The 17,727-nt window shown below is 49.4% G+C and carries 20 protein-coding genes and 4 pseudogenes; 4 read left to right on the top strand and 20 right to left on the bottom strand.

Annotated features, from left to right (window positions below):
* Nucleotides 1-26 precede the first annotated feature (26 nt).
* The 17 genes and pseudogenes from sufD to crp all read right to left on the bottom strand — a co-directional run bounded on the left by sufD (nt 27) and on the right by crp (nt 12,463).
* A complete protein-coding gene (gene sufD / locus AADEFJLK_RS06440) occupies nt 27-1,331 on the bottom strand; it encodes a Fe-S cluster assembly protein SufD (RefSeq protein ID WP_103973705.1) in 1,305 nt (434 codons plus the stop codon).
* Entirely contained in the window at nt 1,328-2,083 is a 756-nt protein-coding gene (gene sufC / locus AADEFJLK_RS06435) for a Fe-S cluster assembly ATPase SufC (RefSeq protein ID WP_088617501.1), read from the bottom strand. The genes sufD and sufC overlap by 4 nt, the downstream gene beginning before the upstream one ends.
* A gap of 46 nt (nt 2,084-2,129) precedes the next feature.
* Complete coding sequence (locus AADEFJLK_RS06430) at nt 2,130-2,549, bottom strand: type II toxin-antitoxin system VapC family toxin (protein WP_103973704.1); 420 nt, start codon at nt 2,547-2,549, stop codon at nt 2,130-2,132.
* Nucleotides 2,546-2,758 (bottom strand): hypothetical protein, encoded by a 213-nt coding sequence (locus AADEFJLK_RS06425; RefSeq protein WP_088617503.1) that lies wholly within the window; start codon nt 2,756-2,758, stop codon nt 2,546-2,548. Before AADEFJLK_RS06425 ends, AADEFJLK_RS06430 begins: the two co-directional genes overlap by 4 nt.
* Before the next feature lie 299 nt (nt 2,759-3,057).
* Nucleotides 3,058-3,189: a hypothetical protein gene (locus AADEFJLK_RS25835; protein ID WP_269766597.1), complete on the bottom strand. Its 132-nt coding sequence runs from the start codon at nt 3,187-3,189 to the stop codon at nt 3,058-3,060.
* Nucleotides 3,189-3,929: pseudogene (locus AADEFJLK_RS25980) on the bottom strand (SufD family Fe-S cluster assembly protein); the annotation flags it as partial. The pseudogene AADEFJLK_RS25980 and the gene AADEFJLK_RS25835, both read right to left, overlap by 1 nt.
* A 189-nt stretch (nt 3,930-4,118) precedes the next feature.
* Nucleotides 4,119-4,928 (bottom strand): annotated as a pseudogene (locus AADEFJLK_RS25975) (LAGLIDADG family homing endonuclease); the annotation flags it as partial.
* Nucleotides 4,929-5,000: 72 nt separating this feature from the next.
* Nucleotides 5,001-5,720: pseudogene (locus AADEFJLK_RS25970) on the bottom strand (SufB/SufD family protein); the annotation flags it as partial.
* A 57-nt stretch (nt 5,721-5,777) separates the two neighbouring features.
* Entirely contained in the window at nt 5,778-6,233 is a 456-nt protein-coding gene (locus tag AADEFJLK_RS06410) for an SUF system Fe-S cluster assembly regulator (protein WP_103973703.1), read from the bottom strand.
* A gap of 85 nt (nt 6,234-6,318) precedes the next feature.
* Nucleotides 6,319-7,026 carry a DNA repair protein RecO gene (gene recO, locus AADEFJLK_RS06405; protein WP_103973702.1) on the bottom strand — a complete coding sequence of 236 codons (708 nt, stop codon included), beginning with the start codon at nt 7,024-7,026 and terminating at the stop codon, nt 6,319-6,321.
* Complete coding sequence (era, locus tag AADEFJLK_RS06400) at nt 7,016-7,900, bottom strand: GTPase Era (protein WP_088617506.1); 885 nt, start codon at nt 7,898-7,900, stop codon at nt 7,016-7,018. Before era ends, recO begins: the two co-directional genes overlap by 11 nt.
* A complete protein-coding gene (gene rnc, locus AADEFJLK_RS06395) occupies nt 7,897-8,580 on the bottom strand; it encodes a ribonuclease III (protein WP_088617507.1) in 684 nt (227 codons plus the stop codon). The genes era and rnc overlap by 4 nt, the downstream gene beginning before the upstream one ends.
* Nucleotides 8,580-8,954 (bottom strand): DUF4845 domain-containing protein, encoded by a 375-nt coding sequence (locus AADEFJLK_RS06390; RefSeq protein ID WP_088617508.1) that lies wholly within the window; start codon nt 8,952-8,954, stop codon nt 8,580-8,582. The genes rnc and AADEFJLK_RS06390 overlap by 1 nt, the downstream gene beginning before the upstream one ends.
* Before the next feature lie 43 nt (nt 8,955-8,997).
* Nucleotides 8,998-9,777 carry a signal peptidase I gene (lepB, locus tag AADEFJLK_RS06385; protein WP_088621442.1) on the bottom strand — a complete coding sequence of 260 codons (780 nt, stop codon included), beginning with the start codon at nt 9,775-9,777 and terminating at the stop codon, nt 8,998-9,000.
* Nucleotides 9,778-9,819: 42 nt separating this feature from the next.
* The gene (lepA, locus tag AADEFJLK_RS06380; RefSeq protein ID WP_088617509.1) at nt 9,820-11,619 is read right to left on the bottom strand and encodes a translation elongation factor 4; all 1,800 of its coding nucleotides are present in this window, start codon (nt 11,617-11,619) and stop codon (nt 9,820-9,822) included.
* Between the two features lie 84 nt (nt 11,620-11,703).
* Nucleotides 11,704-11,850: a hypothetical protein gene (locus AADEFJLK_RS24385; RefSeq protein WP_170065045.1), complete on the bottom strand. Its 147-nt coding sequence runs from the start codon at nt 11,848-11,850 to the stop codon at nt 11,704-11,706.
* A complete protein-coding gene (crp, locus tag AADEFJLK_RS06375; protein ID WP_232463724.1) occupies nt 11,828-12,463 on the bottom strand; it encodes a cAMP-activated global transcriptional regulator CRP in 636 nt (211 codons plus the stop codon). The genes AADEFJLK_RS24385 and crp overlap by 23 nt, the downstream gene beginning before the upstream one ends.
* Before the next feature lie 165 nt (nt 12,464-12,628).
* Here crp and AADEFJLK_RS06370 point away from each other — a divergent pair, with 165 nt between their 5' ends.
* Both AADEFJLK_RS06370 and speD read left to right on the top strand, forming a co-directional pair.
* Nucleotides 12,629-13,045 (top strand): OsmC family protein, encoded by a 417-nt coding sequence (locus AADEFJLK_RS06370; RefSeq protein WP_088617511.1) that lies wholly within the window; start codon nt 12,629-12,631, stop codon nt 13,043-13,045.
* A 5-nt stretch (nt 13,046-13,050) separates the two neighbouring features.
* A complete protein-coding gene (gene speD, locus AADEFJLK_RS06365) occupies nt 13,051-13,857 on the top strand; it encodes an adenosylmethionine decarboxylase (RefSeq protein ID WP_088617512.1) in 807 nt (268 codons plus the stop codon).
* 110 nt (nt 13,858-13,967) lie between these two features.
* On the opposite strand, the gene cysG is transcribed toward speD, so the two are convergent.
* Nucleotides 13,968-15,356 (bottom strand): siroheme synthase CysG, encoded by a 1,389-nt coding sequence (gene cysG / locus AADEFJLK_RS06360; RefSeq protein ID WP_103973701.1) that lies wholly within the window; start codon nt 15,354-15,356, stop codon nt 13,968-13,970.
* Between the two features lie 82 nt (nt 15,357-15,438).
* Between cysG and AADEFJLK_RS06355 the strand changes: the two genes are divergently transcribed.
* A complete protein-coding gene (locus AADEFJLK_RS06355) occupies nt 15,439-15,669 on the top strand; it encodes a sulfurtransferase TusA family protein (RefSeq protein ID WP_088617514.1) in 231 nt (76 codons plus the stop codon).
* A gap of 35 nt (nt 15,670-15,704) precedes the next feature.
* Here AADEFJLK_RS06355 and AADEFJLK_RS06350 read toward each other — a convergent pair whose 3' ends face one another.
* Nucleotides 15,705-16,400, bottom strand: coding sequence for a histidinol-phosphatase (locus AADEFJLK_RS06350; RefSeq protein ID WP_103973700.1), 696 nt, complete (start codon nt 16,398-16,400; stop codon nt 15,705-15,707).
* Between the two features lie 224 nt (nt 16,401-16,624).
* Between AADEFJLK_RS06350 and AADEFJLK_RS06345 the strand changes: the two genes are divergently transcribed.
* On the top strand, nt 16,625-17,167 hold the full coding sequence (locus AADEFJLK_RS06345; protein ID WP_088617516.1) for an RNA pyrophosphohydrolase: 543 nt from the start codon (nt 16,625-16,627) through the stop codon (nt 17,165-17,167).
* 146 nt (nt 17,168-17,313) lie between these two features.
* Here the strand turns inward: AADEFJLK_RS06345 and AADEFJLK_RS26045 are convergent.
* Nucleotides 17,314-17,625, bottom strand: a pseudogene (locus AADEFJLK_RS26045) (PIN domain-containing protein).
* Nucleotides 17,626-17,727: the final 102 nt, after the last annotated feature.

Genomic DNA, 17,727 nt, shown 5'->3' with positions numbered 1-17,727 from the left:
GCCACAGAACAATACTTGTCTTTATTCTACAAGATGACGCTCGAAAACTTTTTCAACAACAGCCCCTGCAACTGTATTTTCAGTTCTTCATTGGCGACCTTATCCACCATTTCATTAGCAAACGCAAAAGTCAGCATATTTCTTGCCGTTTCTTCATCGATACACCGCGATTGCAGGTAAAACACCGATTTTTCATCCAACTGCCCAATGGTCACACCATGGCCGCATTTGACATCATCGGCATAAATTTCCAATTGCGGCTTCGTATCCACTTCTGCATCTGGCGATAACAGCAGATTGCGGTTATTCATATCCGAATCGGTTTTTTGCGCCTGTTCCGCCACCACCACACGCCCCTGGAACACGCCCCTGGCGCGGCCATCCAGCACACCTTTATACAATTGGCGGCTGCTGGCATGGGGCTGGGTATGGTTAATGCGGGTATGGTTATCAATATGCTGGCGTTTGACACCTAAGTACAGGCCGTTAAGCTCACATTCCGATCCCTGCCCCAAGTCGGTACGAATATCCGAACGCGCCAGCAAACCGCCAAACGCAAAATTATGCTGATTAAACCGCGCATCCCGCGCTTGTTGGACATATAAGCCACCAAAATGATAAGCCTGTGCCGATTCGCACTGCACCTTATAGGCCGTTAGACTGGCATTCTGGCCGACAAACGCCTCCGTCACCGCCGCCGACAAATACGCCACCTCAGCGCCGACAAAGGTTTCCAGCCATTGCGCCGACGCATTGGCCCCTAGCACCAGCAGATTGCGGGTTGCCGCCACCGCGCCTGCTTGGGTGACGATATGCAGGCATTGGATAGGCTTATCTAACACCAGTTGGGCAGGAATATCGACAAAAACCCCATCAGTAAACCACGCATTATTAAACGCAATAAAACCGTGTTCGGCACTGTCCACCGCCTTACCGAAATAAGCCGCGACCTGTCCGCCATAGGTTTGCAAAGCGTCCGCCATGCCCAACACCTGCACCGATTCGGGCAAGCCGTCAGTACGCGACAAGGCCGCGCAAAAATGCCCGTCCACCAACACCAAAGACCAAGCGTCCGCCAATTGGTATGGCTTTAACCACTCAGCATCAATGATTGGCTCTGCCGCCGCGACCACGGGCGCAAACGTTTGTTTCGCCAATGCGGCCAAATTGGTATAACGCCAATCTTCTTCACGCGCCGAAGGGAAACCGTGGCTAGAAAAACGCGCCAGCGCGTCCGCCCTAATGTCTTGCAGCCACGCCAACGCTTGCCCAGGCAGTACCGCTGCCAACGCCGGATACGCGGCCATATAAGGGTTCAATGCCGTATTCATGCCGCTACCTGACCATCTTCAAGCCAACCATAACCTTTTTCTTCCAATTCCAACGCCAATTCAGGGCCGCCGGACTTGATAATCTGCCCATGTGCTAATACATGGACAAAATCAGGCTTGATGTAATCCAACAGGCGTTGGTAATGCGTGACCATAATAAACGCACGATCTGGCGAGCGTAAAGAATTAACCCCGTCGGCAACCACTTTCAGCGCGTCGATGTCCAGACCGGAATCGGTTTCATCCAGTATGCACAGCTTCGGCTCCAAAATCGCCATTTGCAGGATTTCATTACGTTTCTTTTCGCCACCCGAAAAGCCTTCGTTAACGGCACGGTACAAGAATTTCTCGTCCATTTCCAAGGCTTTGATTTTACCCTTGACCAAGGTCAAAAAATCCATCGCATCCACTTCATCCTGGCCGTTATACTTGCGCACGGCATTCAGGGCCGCTTTCAGCAAATACACATTGCTGACCCCCGGAATTTCCACCGGATACTGGAAGGCCAAAAACACCCCTTCCCGCGCCCGGATTTCCGGCGGCATCGCCAATAAATCCTTGCCCTGATAGGTCGCCGAGCCGCCCGTGACTTCGTAACCGGATTTGCCCGACAAAATATGCGACAAAGTGCTTTTGCCGGAACCGTTAGGCCCCATAATGGCGTGGATCTCCCCCGCCTTAATCTCAAGGTTAATGCCTTTGAGGATTTTCTTATCGTTGACGTTGACGGTTAGGTCTTTAATACTGAGCATTGGGTTTCCGTTTTTGCTGGTTTGGGTAATGTTTTTTTCGGCTGCGTCACAATTGCCACGGGTTAATCATAGGAATAGTGCACGCATAAAAATCACGTTCGTTGCGTGTCACTAAAGTTAGATGATGCGTGTACGCAACTGCACCGATGATGCTATCCATGGAAGCAATCGGTTGGCCTTTTTTCTCGGCATTGGCGACAAGCAAACTCCAATTTTCCATGACGGCTAAATCCACGGGTAAAATCCGGCTTTGATAATCTTCAAGTAATGTTTCCAGCCAAAATAACAAATCTTGTTTTTTCTTGGAGGCGGGTAGTTTGTTAATGCCTTTTTTCACTTCGCCAATTGTGATAACGCTTAAATATAAATCGTCAGAATCGGTTTTTTCTAACCATCTGATCACACCGCTATTTCCTTGCGGTTTGGTGAATTCAGAAATGGTGCAGGTATCCAGTAAATATTTCAAAACGCTATATCCCTTGGATAATCCCGCTGCCGTTCAAATTCTATTTCCAATTCTTCACACTTAGGCGAGTTAAGCAGAAAGGTTTTAAAATCCAATTTGTTTGCTTTGGGTTTCTCAGCCGTTTTATTTTTTTCGATTAGAAATTGATAGAAATCGAGTAGTTCTTGTTGGGCTATTGGCGGCAAAGCCAGTAAGTCGATAGTAGGCATTTTGGATTTCCTTTAATTACGAACTTAGTTATGGATAAGCATTATCTGGTAGGATGGGCAAACGGCTTTATAGTTTGCCTACCCCGACTAATCGCAGTCGATGTTATAGCATTCAAATCGGCATAAATTCCAATTTTTACTTCCGCTACCGAAGTCTTCACAGGTTGCATAACACGTCTTTTTTGCGCTTCGCAGAGGCGGCGAGTGTTTTCGCGGGCTTCGCGTTGGGGGCGTTCGCGCTCGTAACGGGCGGCTTCTTCGCGCTGTTCTTTTTCCCGCCACGCCGCTTCTTCGCGTTCTTATTTGGCTTTTAACGCAGCTTCTTGGGCTTGTTGTTTCTTTTCGGCGGCGGTTAGGGGCAGGACATAATCGCTGACCCGATCGCTGCTTTCGTTAATGATTTTCTGCAAAATCTTATCATACTTGCCCACTAGCCCACCGAACCTTCCAAGCTCAACCCCAACAATGCCTGCGCTTCCACAGCAAATTCCATCGGCAATTCCTTAAACACTTCCTTGCAAAAGCCGTTGACGATCATCGACACGGCATCTTCGGCGGACAGCCCGCGCTGTTGGCAGAAAAATAACTGGTCTTCACTAATCTTAGAGGTAGTCGCTTCATGCTCAACCTGTGCCGACGGCTGTTTGACTTCAATATACGGGAAAGTATGCGCCCCGCATTGGTCGCCGACCAGCAGAGAATCGCACTGGGTATAGTTACGCGCATTCTCCGCGCTTTTTAAGACCTTGACCAAGCCGCGATAAGTGTTTTGCGCCTTACCCGCCGATATGCCTTTAGACACAATCGTGCTACGGGTGTTCTTGCCGATATGGATCATTTTGGTGCCAGTATCGGCTTGTTGGTAGTTGTTGGTGACGGCGACCGAGTAAAACTCGCCCACAGAATTGTCGCCCGTCAGCACCACGCTGGGGTACTTCCAAGTAATCGCCGAACCCGTTTCCACTTGCGTCCATGACACCTTGGCATTGTCGCCCCGGCAATCGGCGCGTTTGGTGACAAAGTTATAAATGCCGCCCAAACCGTTCTTATCACCGGGATACCAGTTCTGCACGGTCGAGTATTTGATGGTCGCATCCTTCATGGCCACCAGTTCAACTACCGCCGCATGTAATTGATTTTCATCACGCATCGGGGCAGTGCAATTATGCACGGCAACGCCTTTGACCAAATAACTATGGCTGTTGGCAACTTCGATATTAAAAACCAAATCCTCAAACGGTTCGTAGCTGACTTCACGGATGGGGACAATAAAATAATCTTCCGTTTCACGCACCATATCCCAAGCTTTATCTTCGGCATAGCCGACATGGTAAAGTGGCTGGCGGTTGATGACACGGTCAGATTGATTGGAGAACTTAGCAGGCCCGCCCGGACGGGTTTGTATCCAAGCAAAAATGCCTACCGTGTTCAGCAACATTTGCACTTGTTGCGCCAATGTTTGCGAGGCCGTGCAAAACCGCACCATGCGCGAATTGCCGCGTTCGCAACGGTTGCCATCGCCCAGCAAATAGGCATCCAAAAGAATTTTTATTTGCGCGGGCGGTAATGCCATCAGTTCGGCGCTTAATGTTTTGTTACACGCGCCCTTGCCACAGTGTCCGATAAACCAATCATGGTAATGTTGGGAATAAAAGGACAGGCTTACGCCATTGCGGTCAGCCTGTTCGGTCAGATAGACGGGGCGGCCTGTCACTTTTTCGGTCAAGGCTTTGACATGTTGCACCAAGGCCGTTTCGTGCAAGCCAAACGACAACTGGTTAGTGTATTGCTTGTTTGCAGTATTGTAATAGGAACTGCCTTCGGCCAAGTAATAGCCTAATAATTCGGCTTCGGCATCGGTAAACGGCGATTCCAGTTGATGCGCCAGTTTGGAAACAAAAATGAAATCACCCGCCGCCAATTCCTTGGCCGCCAACCAAGCAGGTTCGGCTTCCAATAATTTTTGCGTGGACACTTCGGGGAGCCAATGCGGATTTCTGGACGCGCGTTTCACCTGCACGTCCTGCCGTTTGATCGCTAAGACCGGATGTTCCGTGGTCAAACGGAAGCTATTGTGCCGTGAGACCGGACGCACAGTAATCATATCACCACAATAATTCCTGACCATTAGCGCATTGACCCGTTGCGCTTGCCCATCGTGGTCATACACCGTATCCCCCGCCCGCAAGGTCTCAATCGCTTGCCAACCTTGCGGTGTCAATACCTGTTCGCCTGCCGGATGGCAACCTTCCAAATAAGACACATAGGCCCCTTCATCGGCAATAATCAAAGTGCGCTCAAACTGCCCGGTATTGGCGGCATTGATACGGAAATAAGTGGACAATTCCATCGGGCAGCGCACGCCTTTGGGGATGTACACAAACGAACCATCAGTAAACACGGCGGCGTTGAGCGCGGCAAAATAATTGTCGCCAGGTGGGACGACCGAACCCAGATATTCTTTAACCAACTCAGGGTAGTCACGCAGGGCTTCGGAAATCGGGCAGAAAATCACCCCCGCCTCTTTCAGCTTGCCTTTAAACGTCGTCGCCACCGAAACGCTGTCAAATACCGCATCAACGGCAATCCCCGCCAGCCGCTCTTGCTCATCCAGCGGAATACCCAATTTTTTATAGGCCTCCAACACTTGCGGGTCAATTTCATCAAGGCTTTTCGGGCCGTCTTCCTTGCGTTTGGGGGCGGAATAATAGCTGATGGCCTGATAATCAATCGGGTCAAATTTGACGAACGCCCATTCCGGCGAAGTCATAGTCTGCCAGTGCCGAAAGGCTTTCAGGCGGTATTCGAGCATAAACGCCGGCTCGTTTTTGACCTTAGACAGCTTATGGATGACTTCTTCAGTCAAGCCAGGCGGAAAAGTATCGGTTTCTAACTCCGTAACAAACCCTTGTTTGTAATCTTGGTTAATCAGATTATTGATTTCTTCGCTAGTGACTGACATAAAAATTCTACGTTATATGGAGGTAAAATACAGGGAACGCCGGGGCGGCTTCCTGCCCTATAAACTTTGGTACAAACTGGCGACCGGAATGTATACCTCTTCCGGCACAGCCAGCGGCCTGACCAAATCGGCTAAAGTCACCGATTCCAAGGCATTGTGGACGGTTTGGTTGATAAGATGCCAATTGGCGCGGATACCGCAACCGGAAGCTTGCCCACAAGCCTGCTTAGAAATACTGCACTCGGTCAGGGCTATTGGCCCTTCTAAGGCACTGATAATAGCGGCCACCGAAATATAATGCGGATCACGCGCCAAGGTATAACCGCCTTTCGCACCGCGCGTCGACACCAGCACCTTGGCATTGACTAAGGTCTTCAGGATTTTGCTGACCGTCGGTAAGGCGATGCCTGTCAGAGCAGCTATTTCCATCGCCGTGACGGTACGGCCATAGTCTTTCGCCAGCACACTTAAGATCACCGTCGCATAATCAGTTAACTTACTCAGCTTTATCATAGTCCGCCTTTTTTCATTAGGACTATTTTAGTCCTAATTAATTTCATAGTAAAGCAGTAGGTTATTAACAAAAGACCCCATCCACTCAAGGGCCGTTAATAATTTGCTGGATAACAGCGCGGCTTTTTAAAGGCCGTCCCTGCAAATAGCTGTCAATCACTATGCGCATTAATAACTTAGCCTCTGCCACCACCTGCGCTTGGCTAAAATCACGCACCTCCAAAGCTTGTAAAGTTGCCCCAGAAATTGGCCCGAGCGGATCGGCAACCAGCCCCCTACCCGCTTGGAACACATAACGCTTGTCCGCTTCGATAGCCAGGCCGCTACCAGCCGTATAAGCAAAATCCAAACCGTAGCCGCTATGTTCAAGCAGTTCCAGCTCAAACAAACGCAAAGCAATGTGCATATCGCCACCCGTCGCCAAACGCACCAGACATTGCTGATAAGCGCTAAAGACTTCGGGGTGCGGATCGTAAGGATGCAAAAAACGCCCCAGCAGTTCGTTGGCATAAAAGCCGCAATACAACGGCAAACCTTGCAGAACCCCAAAGGGCGGCAAGCTCTCGACATGGGTAAGGTTTTTTAGCTCTGCCTTGCCTTGGTAGCTGAGTTGTAAGGGCAAAAAAGGTTGGAGCAAGGCGGCGGTTTTGGAGCGGGCTTTTCTTACCCCCTTTGCCAATAACGCCACCCTGCCCGCATCGCGGGTCAGGACTTGGAGGATAAGGCTAGTTTCGCGGTAGTGTTGGCAGTGCAGGACAAACGCAGGCTGGAGAATATCCGCATTAGCCGTCATTAAAGCCCAGGCTTTGCAAAGCCCGTTCGCTATCAGACCAGCCGGACTTCACCTTGACCCAAAGCTGCAAATACACTTTTTGGTCAAGCAGCCGCTCAATATCATGCCGGGCATCTGTGCCGACATTTTTCAGCATATCGCCGTCTTTACCGATGACGATGTTTTTTTGCGAGGCTTTTTCTACCCAAATAATCGCGTAAATTTTGTTGATATCAGGATGCTCTTCATAACGCTCTATTTCCACGGTCATCACATAAGGCAATTCCGCCCCTAAGCGCCGGGTCAGTTTTTCTCGGATAATTTCCGCCACCAAGAAACGTTCAGGACGGTCGGTGACTTGGTCTTCAGGATAAATCCAATCCCGCTCCGGCAACATCTCCATAATCAGGCCATCGAGTACCGCCAGATTCGTTTTCTTTAAGGCCGAAATCGGCACCAGATGCGCAAAAGGAAAACGTTGCTGTGCCTCGGCAAAAAACGCCAGAATTGCGTCTTTTTCGGCCAGTTTATCGACCTTATTGACCGCCAGAATCACCGGCAAGCCGGCCTGTTCCAGCTTTTTAAAAATCACTTCGTCATAGTCGTGCCAGAACAGCCCGTCCAGCAACCAAACAATCACATCCACACCCAACAAGGTGGTTTCGGCAGTGCGGTTCAAATGCCGGTTCAACGCCCGCTTTTGGTTATCGTGCATCCCTGGGGTATCGACATAGATCGCCTGCCCCGCTTCGGTGGTATTGATCCCCACAATGCTGTGGCGCGTCGTTTGCGGCTTGCGCGAGGTAATGCTGATTTTTTGTTTCAGCAAATGATTCATCAGCGTTGATTTGCCGACATTGGGCCGCCCGATTAGGGCAACATAACCACACTTCATTGATTAACCTTATGTAATAGTTCAAGCATTTTCTCAGCGGCGGCCTGCTCGGCTTTTTTGCGGGTAATCCCCGCACCGACGGTCGTGTCGCTAAGAATAGGGATGGTGCATTTGACACTAAAGGTTTGCTCATGCGACAGACCGGACATACTGATTAAGGTATATTCGGGCAACTCTAGCTTGCGGGCCTGCATCAGCTCCTGCAATTGGGTTTTAGGGTCTTTTTGGCCGCTTAGGGTTGACAGGCCAGCCAATTTTTCGGCAAACAACTGCTCGATCCATTGCTGGCAAGCGACAATACCCTGATCTTTAAACAACGCCCCCATGACCGCTTCCATAGCATCCGATAAAATCGAATCACGCCGGAACCCGCCGCTTTTCAATTCACCCGAACCCAACACCAGATAATCGCCCAACTGATGCTGCCGCGCCAAGGCCGCCAAAGACGACTCGTTGACCAAACTCGCCCGCAAACGGCTTAAAGTGCCTTCGCTGGCCTCAGGAAAACGGTCATATAATTTTTGCGCGATGACAAAGCCTAAAATGGCATCGCCCAAAAACTCTAGCCGCTCGTTATTTTTTGCACTCGCACTGCGGTGCGTCAACGCCAAGGCAAATAACTGGGGGTCACTAAACGTCAGCCCCAGTTTTTTACTCAATAGCTCCGGCTTTCTTACCACTAGCCACCGACCTCGAACGAATCGTTAAATTCGACTAACACACTTAAATTGCCCATAATCGGTTTGACGACCTCGTATTCAATCGTCACCTTAAGATAACCGCCGCTCTTGGTGATTTGGACATCTTCTGGCTTGACATCATAAACATAGTTCACACCAAATTGCTTACGCAAGCCATCACGGATTTGAAAATCGCTCTGATTTTCAATCCCCGGCACTTCCTTAAGCTTATCCAAAGCCCCCGATACCTTGGTGTGATCCATATAAATCGGCCCTATTTTCAAGATCAGCAGGGCGACAAAGCCGATAAACCCCAATATCATAATCAACGATATGAGGGTTATACCGCGCTGGGACTTACCTAATGTCTTCATAATGTTCTCCAGATGCTTAGATTAAATAAATGAAACTGTCATTTTAATGTAAAACCGTACCCAGACGGTCAAAGCCAATAATACCGCTGCGTTCTAAATCCCAGCTCATCCAAATAAAGAAAGCTTTGCCGACCAAATTTTCTTCCGGCACAAAGCCCCAATAACGTCCGTCATTACTGTTGTCGCGGTTATCGCCCATGACAAAATACTGGCCTTGCGGAACCTCATAAACGCCTTCCCTGGACACGGTATCATTACGCACCAAAATACTGTGCTCAACCCCCAGCAAATTCTCCATCAACTGCTCAGCCCCAGTCATATCTTCGCCTTGGCCGACCCCTGTATAACGGCCCATCGACACCTCGCTGACTGCCTGACCATTAACCGTCAGACGTTTATTTTCATAAGCGATCTTATCGCCAGGCACACCAATGACCCGCTTAATATAATCCGTCGTCGGATCTTTAGGAAAACGGAACACCACAATATCACCGCGTTGCGGCTCGTTCAACGGAATAATTTTTTTGTTGATGACCGGCAAACGGATACCGTAAGTAAATTTATTGACCAAGATAAAATCCCCCACCAATAAAGTGGGCATCATCGAACCGGAAGGGATACGGAACGGCTCGGCCAAAAACGAGCGTAACAGCAAAACAATCAGCAGAATCGGAAAAAACGACCGGGCATATTCGACCGTTATAGGCTCCTCGGCTTCGTCGAACACCTTGCCTGCGGATTTGAGCCGCAACAGATAAGCTCCCCAAACAATGCCCGTTATCACCGTGCCAATTAACAAAAAAAATGAAAAATCAAAATCAATCATAGTAAATCGGGTCTGTAGTTAATGAAAAATAGGGAGTGATTATTCTTTGTTAAGTTGCAACACCGCCAAAAAAGCCTCTTGAGGGATTTCTATGCTGCCCACTTGCTTCATCCGTTTCTTACCCGCTTTTTGTTTTTCCAACAATTTTTTCTTCCGGCTGATGTCACCACCGTAACACTTTGCCGTGACATTTTTACGCATCGCTTTGACCGTAGAACGGGCAATGACTTTCGAACCTATCGCCGCTTGGATGGCGACTTCGTACATTTGCCGTGGAATCAGCTCTTTCATTTTTTCCACCAAATCCCGCCCCCGGTTATTGCTTAAATCCCTATGGACAATAATCGACAAAGCATCGACTTTCTCATTATTAATCAGTACATCTAACTTAATCAGATCGGCTTCCTGAAAGCGCAGGAACTCATAATCAAACGACGCGAAGCCCCGGCTGACTGATTTTAAACGGTCAAAAAAGTCCAGTACCACCTCGCTCAGAGGCATTTCATAATGCAAAGACACTTGCCGTCCGGCAAACTGCATATCTTTTTGTACCCCGCGTTTTTCGATACACAAACTGATCACACCGCCCAAATACGTTTCCGGCACCAAAATATTGGCGCGGATAATCGGCTCCCGGATTTCCTTGACGATACCGCCATCGGGCAATTTCGCCGGGTTATCCACCATCAGAATAGCACCGGTTTGGGTGATGACTTCGTAAATGACCGTCGGCGCGGTGGTGATCAAATCCACGTCATATTCACGCTCTAAGCGTTCTTGGACGATCTCCATGTGCAACATGCCCAAAAAGCCGCAACGGAAGCCAAAACCTAAGGCTTGCGACGTTTCCGGCTCAAACTGCAAGGCCGCATCGTTGAGGTTCAGTTTATTCAATGCCTCGCGCAACTCTTCGTAATTGTCGGAACTGACCGGATACAGCCCGGCAAACACCCGTGGCTGCACCCGCTGGAAACCGGTTAGCTGCTCGGTCGCGGGCTTATCCGTCCAAGTGATGGTATCGCCGACCGGCGCACCAAAAATATCCTTGATGCCCGCCACCAGAAATCCGACCTCTCCCGTATTCAGCACATCCTTTTCCAGGCGTTTAGGGGTAAACACCCCCACTTTTTCCGCCAGAAACGACTTGCCCGTGGACATAATGGTAATCTTCTGTTTTCTGCGGATGCTGCCGTGCATAATCCGAATCAGTGACACCACACCCAAATAACTGTCAAACCACGAATCAATAATCAACGCTTGCAAGGGGCCATCAATATTGCCGGTCGGCGGCGGCACTTTCAGTACCAACTGCTCCAATACATCATGGACACCAAACCCCGTTTTCGCGCTGATCATCAATGCCTCATCGGCAGGGATGCCAATCACTTCCTCAATTTCGGTCTGTACCCGCTCCGGCTCGGCAGACGGCAAATCAATTTTATTAAGCACTGGCACCACCTCCAGCCCTTGCTCTATCGCCGTATAGCAATTGGCGACACTTTGTGCCTCCACACCTTGAGCCGCATCCACCACCAACAACGCGCCTTCACAAGCCGCCAGCGACCGCGACACTTCATAAGAAAAATCGACATGCCCAGGGGTATCGATAAAGTTTAGCTGATAGGTTTCGCCATCCTTAGCCTTAAAGTCCAGCGTGACGCTTTGAGCCTTAATGGTAATGCCGCGCTCACGCTCAATATCCATCGAATCGAGCACTTGTGCCGACATTTCCCGCTCAGTCAGGCCGCCGCAAATCTGAATAAAACGGTCTGCCAGCGTCGATTTGCCATGATCGATATGGGCAATAATGGAGAAATTTCTGATATGTTTTAAATCCACTGATGTTCTACTGATAAGTTATGAAGATAATTTGGAATGCGGTAAGTTACTGTAGCGCTTGATATGCAGGGCATTGTAACAGATTCACAGGCCATTAAGGGGGTCGAACTGCGCTTTCCGGCAATTGCCCACCGAAACAGCCGCACCCGCCCCGCGACCGCCCGCCAATTTTTTGCCGCCGCCGACACTGCCACAAGGCGGCGAGACCTTAACGGGAATGGAACACCACAATCGTCTTGCCGTGCGCGGTCAACAACTTTTTGGCCTCCAGTTCCCGCAAAATCCGCCCTGCCATTTCTCTGGAACAGCCGACTAAGCGGCCAATCTCTTGACGGGAAATATGTAGCTGGATACCGTCAGGGTGGCTCATTGCATCCGGCTCATTGCATAAGTCCAGCAAAGCGCGGGCGATGCGCCCCTCGACATCCATGAAAGCCAAATCGGTAAATTTACGGCTGGTGGTCAGCAACCGTTCCGCCAACTGCTCACCGATCATATACAACAAATCTGGCGCATATTCCAGCAACTCCGTTTTCAGCAAGTAGTGGAAATGCTCATAACTGACTTCGGCCAGATAACTGGGGCAACGGGTTTTGACCGTCACCTTGCGCACATCGGTTTCCTTAAAAATGCCCACCTCGCCCAAAAACTCATTCCTATTGACATACGCCAGCATCAGTTCCTGCTTACTGTCTATATCTTCGGCGCAGACACTGACCGAACCTTCAATAATAAAATACAGCCTATCACCGCTGTCGCCAGGCTGCATGATAATGGCTTTGGCGGGATAGTGCTTTTTATGGCACAGCCTTAAAAACACCTCTAAGGCTTCTTGTCTATACATTGGCGGCTGGCTTTCCTGTGTCATACTAATCGCAAATCCTCTATTTTTTGTTATGATGCAAATTATCACCCTAGAATTTTAGCAAAAAAATCAACCTAGGAACGTTATCAATGTACATTTATATGCTACCCTATGCGTCTTTTTTCGCTAGGGAGAAAAATAATCATGCAAGCAACAATCAAATGGATAGACGGTGTCATGTTTGTGGGCGAAACGGGTAGCGGCCACGCGGTTGTTATAGACGGCCCGCCCGACCACGGCGGCCGCAATATGGGTGTACGCCCGATGGAACTGCTCTTATTAGGCGTAGGCAGTTGCTCGTCATTCGATGTAGTGCAGATTTTACAGAAAGGCCGCAACAACATCACCCATTGTGTCACCGAAGTGACCGCCGAACGGGTCGATGCCGTACCCAGCGTATTTAGCAAAATACATTTGCATTTTATTGTCACAGGCCATGATTTAAAACCAGCGGCGGTGGAACGGGCAGTCAAACTGTCAGCGGAAAAATACTGCTCTGCCTCAATCATGTTAAGCAAAGCAGTTGAAATCACCCATGATTTTGAAATTATAGAGGTTTAACTATTTTGAACAAATTGCAACTACACGGCTTTAATAACCTGACCAAGTCGCTCAGCTTCAATATCTACGATATTTGCTACGCCCCTGCCGAACAGCAACAGGCCTATATCGAATATATTGACGAGGCCTATAACGCCACCCGCCTGACGCAAATCCTTAAAGATGTCGCGGAAATTATCGGTGCGCAAATCCTTAACATAGCGCATCAAGATTACGATCCGCAAGGCGCCAGCGTCACCATGCTGATTTCCGAAGGCGATGTGACCCCGCCGATGAGCATGAACAGCCAATCGCCAGGCCCCTTACCTGAGACTGTACTGGCGCATTTGGACAAAAGCCATATCACCGTCCATACTTATCCCGAAAGCCATCCTGACAACGGCATCAGCACCTTCCGTGCCGATATTGACGTGTCCACCTGTGGCCGCATCTCGCCATTGAAAGCCCTAAACTACCTGATCCACAGCTTCGAGTCCGATGTTGTGACCATGGACTACCGGGTACGCGGCTTTACCCGCGACATCTCCGGCAAAAAACACTACATCGACCATAATATCACGTCGATCCAGAATTACATTGCCAAAGACACCCAAGAAAGCTACCAGATGATTGATGTTAACGTCTACCACGAAAACATCTTCCACACTAAAATGATGCTCAAAGAAACCGAACTTGAGAATTATTTGTTTGAAAAAGAAAGCAATTTAAGCGGCCCTGAAAAATCAGAAATCCAAAAGAAATTGCAAAAAGAAGTGACCGAGATTTTTTACGGGCATAACTACCGCAAAAAGAAAATCAAAGTCGCCGATTAAATCACACTAAGCGCACAGCAGGGTGTGGCGGCATAAACCCCAACACGCCCTCTACCACCAACAAACAAGCCTCCACGCAAACAACCGAACACCTCTGTCAGCCAATAGGCCTACTCCCCACCCCGAAACCATCCCAACTGTTTATGCAAACTCACCACCGTGCCGATAATAATCAAAGTCGGCGGCGAGATTTTCTCTTGGGCGATTTGGGCGGGCAAGGTGCTTAACGTTCCCGTATAAACCCGTTGGGTACGGGTCGTGCCTTGCTGTATCAAGGCAATGGGCAAATCTGCCGGACTGCCGTGCGCCATCAGCGACTGGCAAATTTTCTCCAAGCCCATAGACCCCATATACACCACTATCGTTTGGTTAGGCGCGGCCAGTTGCGTCCAATTCAAATTAATGGAATCGTCCTTTAAATGCCCGGTGACAAACGTGCAAGATTGCGCATGGTCGCGGTGCGTCAGCGGAATCCCCGCATACGAGGCGCAACCGGAAGCGGCGGTAATGCCCGGCACGACCTGAAAAGCGATGCCCTCCTGCATTAAGGTCTCAATTTCCTCGCCTCCCCGGCCAAAAATAAACGGATCGCCGCCTTTTAGGCGCACCACACGCTTTCCTGACTTCGCCAAATCTGCCAGCAGCCTATTAATAGAATCTTGCGGCAAGCTATGGTTTTGCCGCTGTTTGCCGACATAGATTTTTTCGCAATCGCGCCGAGCCAAATCCAACACTTCCGGCGACACCAAATGGTCATAAACCACCACATCAGCCTGCTGCATCAACCGCAAAGCACGGAACGTCAACAAGTCCGCCGCGCCTGGGCCGGCACCGATCAGGTAAACCTCGCCTTGAGTGGCGGTATTTTCATAGTCCGCCAAGGTTTGCAACAGCTCTTGCTCGGCTTGCAAGCTGTTACCCGCATAGACTTTTTCAGCCACCGACCCCTGAAAAATGTTTTCCCAAAAAATCCGCCGCTGCTCAGGGGCGCTAATACGTTGCTTTACCGCACCGCGAAATTTTTCCGCCAATTGCGCCAAACGCCCATAAGTAGGCGGCACAACGCTTTCTATCTTAGCGCGGAGCAACCGCGCCAACACTGGCGCGGCACCACCCGAAGACACGGCGACCATCAACGGTGCACGGTCGATAATGGCGGGCAAAATAAAACTGCACAAGGCAGGGCTATCGACGACATTAACAAAAATATGCTGGGCATCCGCAGCGGCAGCAACGGCTTGGTTAGTGTCCGCATTATCTGTCGCCGACACCACCAACATAAAGCCCAGTACATCGTCGGGGCTGAAGGCTTTTTCGATCACCGCCAGCTTTTTCTCGCTAGCCAATTGGGCAATAGCGGCGTTAATCGCCAAGGCGACCACCGTCACCTGCGCCCCGGCCCGGAGCAGCAAATCAATTTTACGCGCGGCGATATGCCCCGCACCGACGACCAAACAAGGGCGGTTATGAAGGTTAGCGAAAAGAGGGAAATAATCCATTGCGAGTGATGATGCGTCGATTGAAGTGGGGATGCTATTATAAGCGCTCTAAAACTTAGTTGCGAACCCTTAAAAAGCAAACATGATTGAATGTAATGTAGAAGTAGATGCCAGTGGGCTAATGTGCCCGTTGCCGTTGTTACGTTTAAAAAAGGCGTTAAACAGCATGGCCAGTGGCGAAATCGTTAAAGTCATCGCCACCGACCCGGCAGCACATCTGGATTTTGGCGTTTATGTTGACCAAGCCGGCCATCTGCTGATTGACATCGTGCGCCACGAGCACAGGCAAATTTTTTATGTGCAAAAAAAGTGATGCCGCCCAAAACAGTAAAGGATAGCGTTTTACGGCTACTTGCGCCAGTGCCGGAACTGCTGCTCAGGACACTCCCCCGTCCTTAAGCTGATAATCGGCCAGTTGGCCGTTTGCGCAAAAGCCGCCAACTTCGTATCCGGGTCAACCGCCACCGCATAATCGACCAGTTGCAACAGCGGCAAATCATTATGCGAGTCGCTATAAAACCAACTGCCTTGCAAGTTTGCGCCGGATTCTTTCAGCCACGCTTGCAAATGGGTGATTTTCCCTGCCTGAAAGCAAGGCGTACCGACAAACCGCCCCGTATAACGCCCGTCCACCTGCTCCGGTGTCGTCGCCAATAAATTATCGATACCGTAAAGCCGGACGATCGGCTCGGTAACAAAGCGGTTGGTCGCGGTGATCACCAGTAAAGTGTCGCCCTGCGCCCGATGCTTATCGACTAACTGCTGGGCAGGCTTTAACAGAATCGGCGTGATGATGTCACGGACAAACTGCTCACGCCATTGGTAAAGCTGTTCCGGCTCATGCTCCGCCAAAGGCTTTAACGAAAACCGCAAAAACTCGACAATGTCCAACGTGCCTTGTTTATACGCTTCATAAAACCGCGCATTGGCCGCCTCGTAGGCCTTTTTATCAACCACACCCTGATCAACCAAAAACTGCCCCCATAAATAATCGCTGTCATCCGCTATCAACGTATTGTCTAAATCAAAAATCGCTAAACTCATAATCATCCTATTAAAAAAGGCCCCGCCGCCTTATTGGCGGGGCAATAATCCGGCCAGTTTGGACAAACCCGCCAAAAGCTAAAAATCAGCAGTGAAATGTATCATCAAAAGGCTGTTGCGCTATAGCTTCCCTGCATGTTTTATGGAACAATGGAGTAATTACAAACATCTTGCCAAGCATAACAACACATTCTAAAGGCAGGGTAAAAACAACAGGTTTTAACATGATAGACTCAAAAGGATACCGACCCAATGTCGGGATCATCCTTTGCAATGACGAGGGTCGCGTGTTTTGGGCAAAACGGATGGGCGTGGACGCGTGGCAGTTCCCTCAAGGCGGCATTAATGACAATGAAGACCCTGAAGCAGCGATGTATCGAGAATTGTGGGAAGAAACCGGACTACAAAAACACCATGTACAACTTTTAGGCCGCACCCGTTACTGGTTGCGCTACCAATTGCCGGAGCGGTATATCCGCAAAAACTCGCTGCCTTTGTGCATCGGACAAAAACAAATCTGGTATATGCTGCGTCTGTTAACCACAGATGCACAAGTGCGCTTCGACCACAGCCCCAAACCGGAGTTTGATAGCTGGCGGTGGGTAGACTACTGGGAGCCGCTGAACGATGTGGTGTATTTTAAACGCAAGGTCTACCAAAAAGCCATGACCGAACTCGGCGTGATTCTGCCTGCCTACGGCATACCTATCAACATCTGCGGGTGCTTGCCTAAGGCTAATGCGGCGGGGAAGAAGGTTAAGCCTTAAATAAGCCTGAGGTGGGCTACGCGTTCTTGGAGGTAGGTTTTGCAAGACTAACGCTTCTATTTTTGCCACAAAACTAACAAGGCATCGCCATTCCGGCATACCCGCAGAACATAGGGATTGTCGGAATGCGCACCCGCTTCGCTGCCTTAATATTCAAAAAAATCGGTAAAACCCTGTCGTTGCAGACCTGTTTTTAATTTATTATCACCTGTCCACAATAACCCGGCCAACTCTAAAGTTAAAGCAACATGCGGGGTATCGTTTTCATCTACGGATTTACATAAACCATAGGCTTGCTGCTAATTTTCAGCACTAATCAACTCCTCTTTATAAATAGAGAGCCGCTTTAATAGCACATAATACAATTTGATAAGTTCGTGTTCCGGCAATTGGCTTAATCGGATAATTTTTTCTTTGTGCTTAAACAATTCCATTAATATCAGTTCACAAATAAACAAGGCTCTATATGGGTTTCGGGGTCTTTTTAACTAAAACAGCCAGTAACGAAGACAGCAAGCTTTTCCCGCGTTTTCTGACATTATGGACAAACTCAAAAAAGC

Source organism: Methylovulum psychrotolerans, assembly GCF_002923755.1.
GTDB classification, from domain to species: Bacteria; Pseudomonadota; Gammaproteobacteria; order Methylococcales; family Methylomonadaceae; genus Methylovulum; species Methylovulum psychrotolerans.
This window is presented reverse-complemented; position numbering and strand designations above follow the sequence as displayed.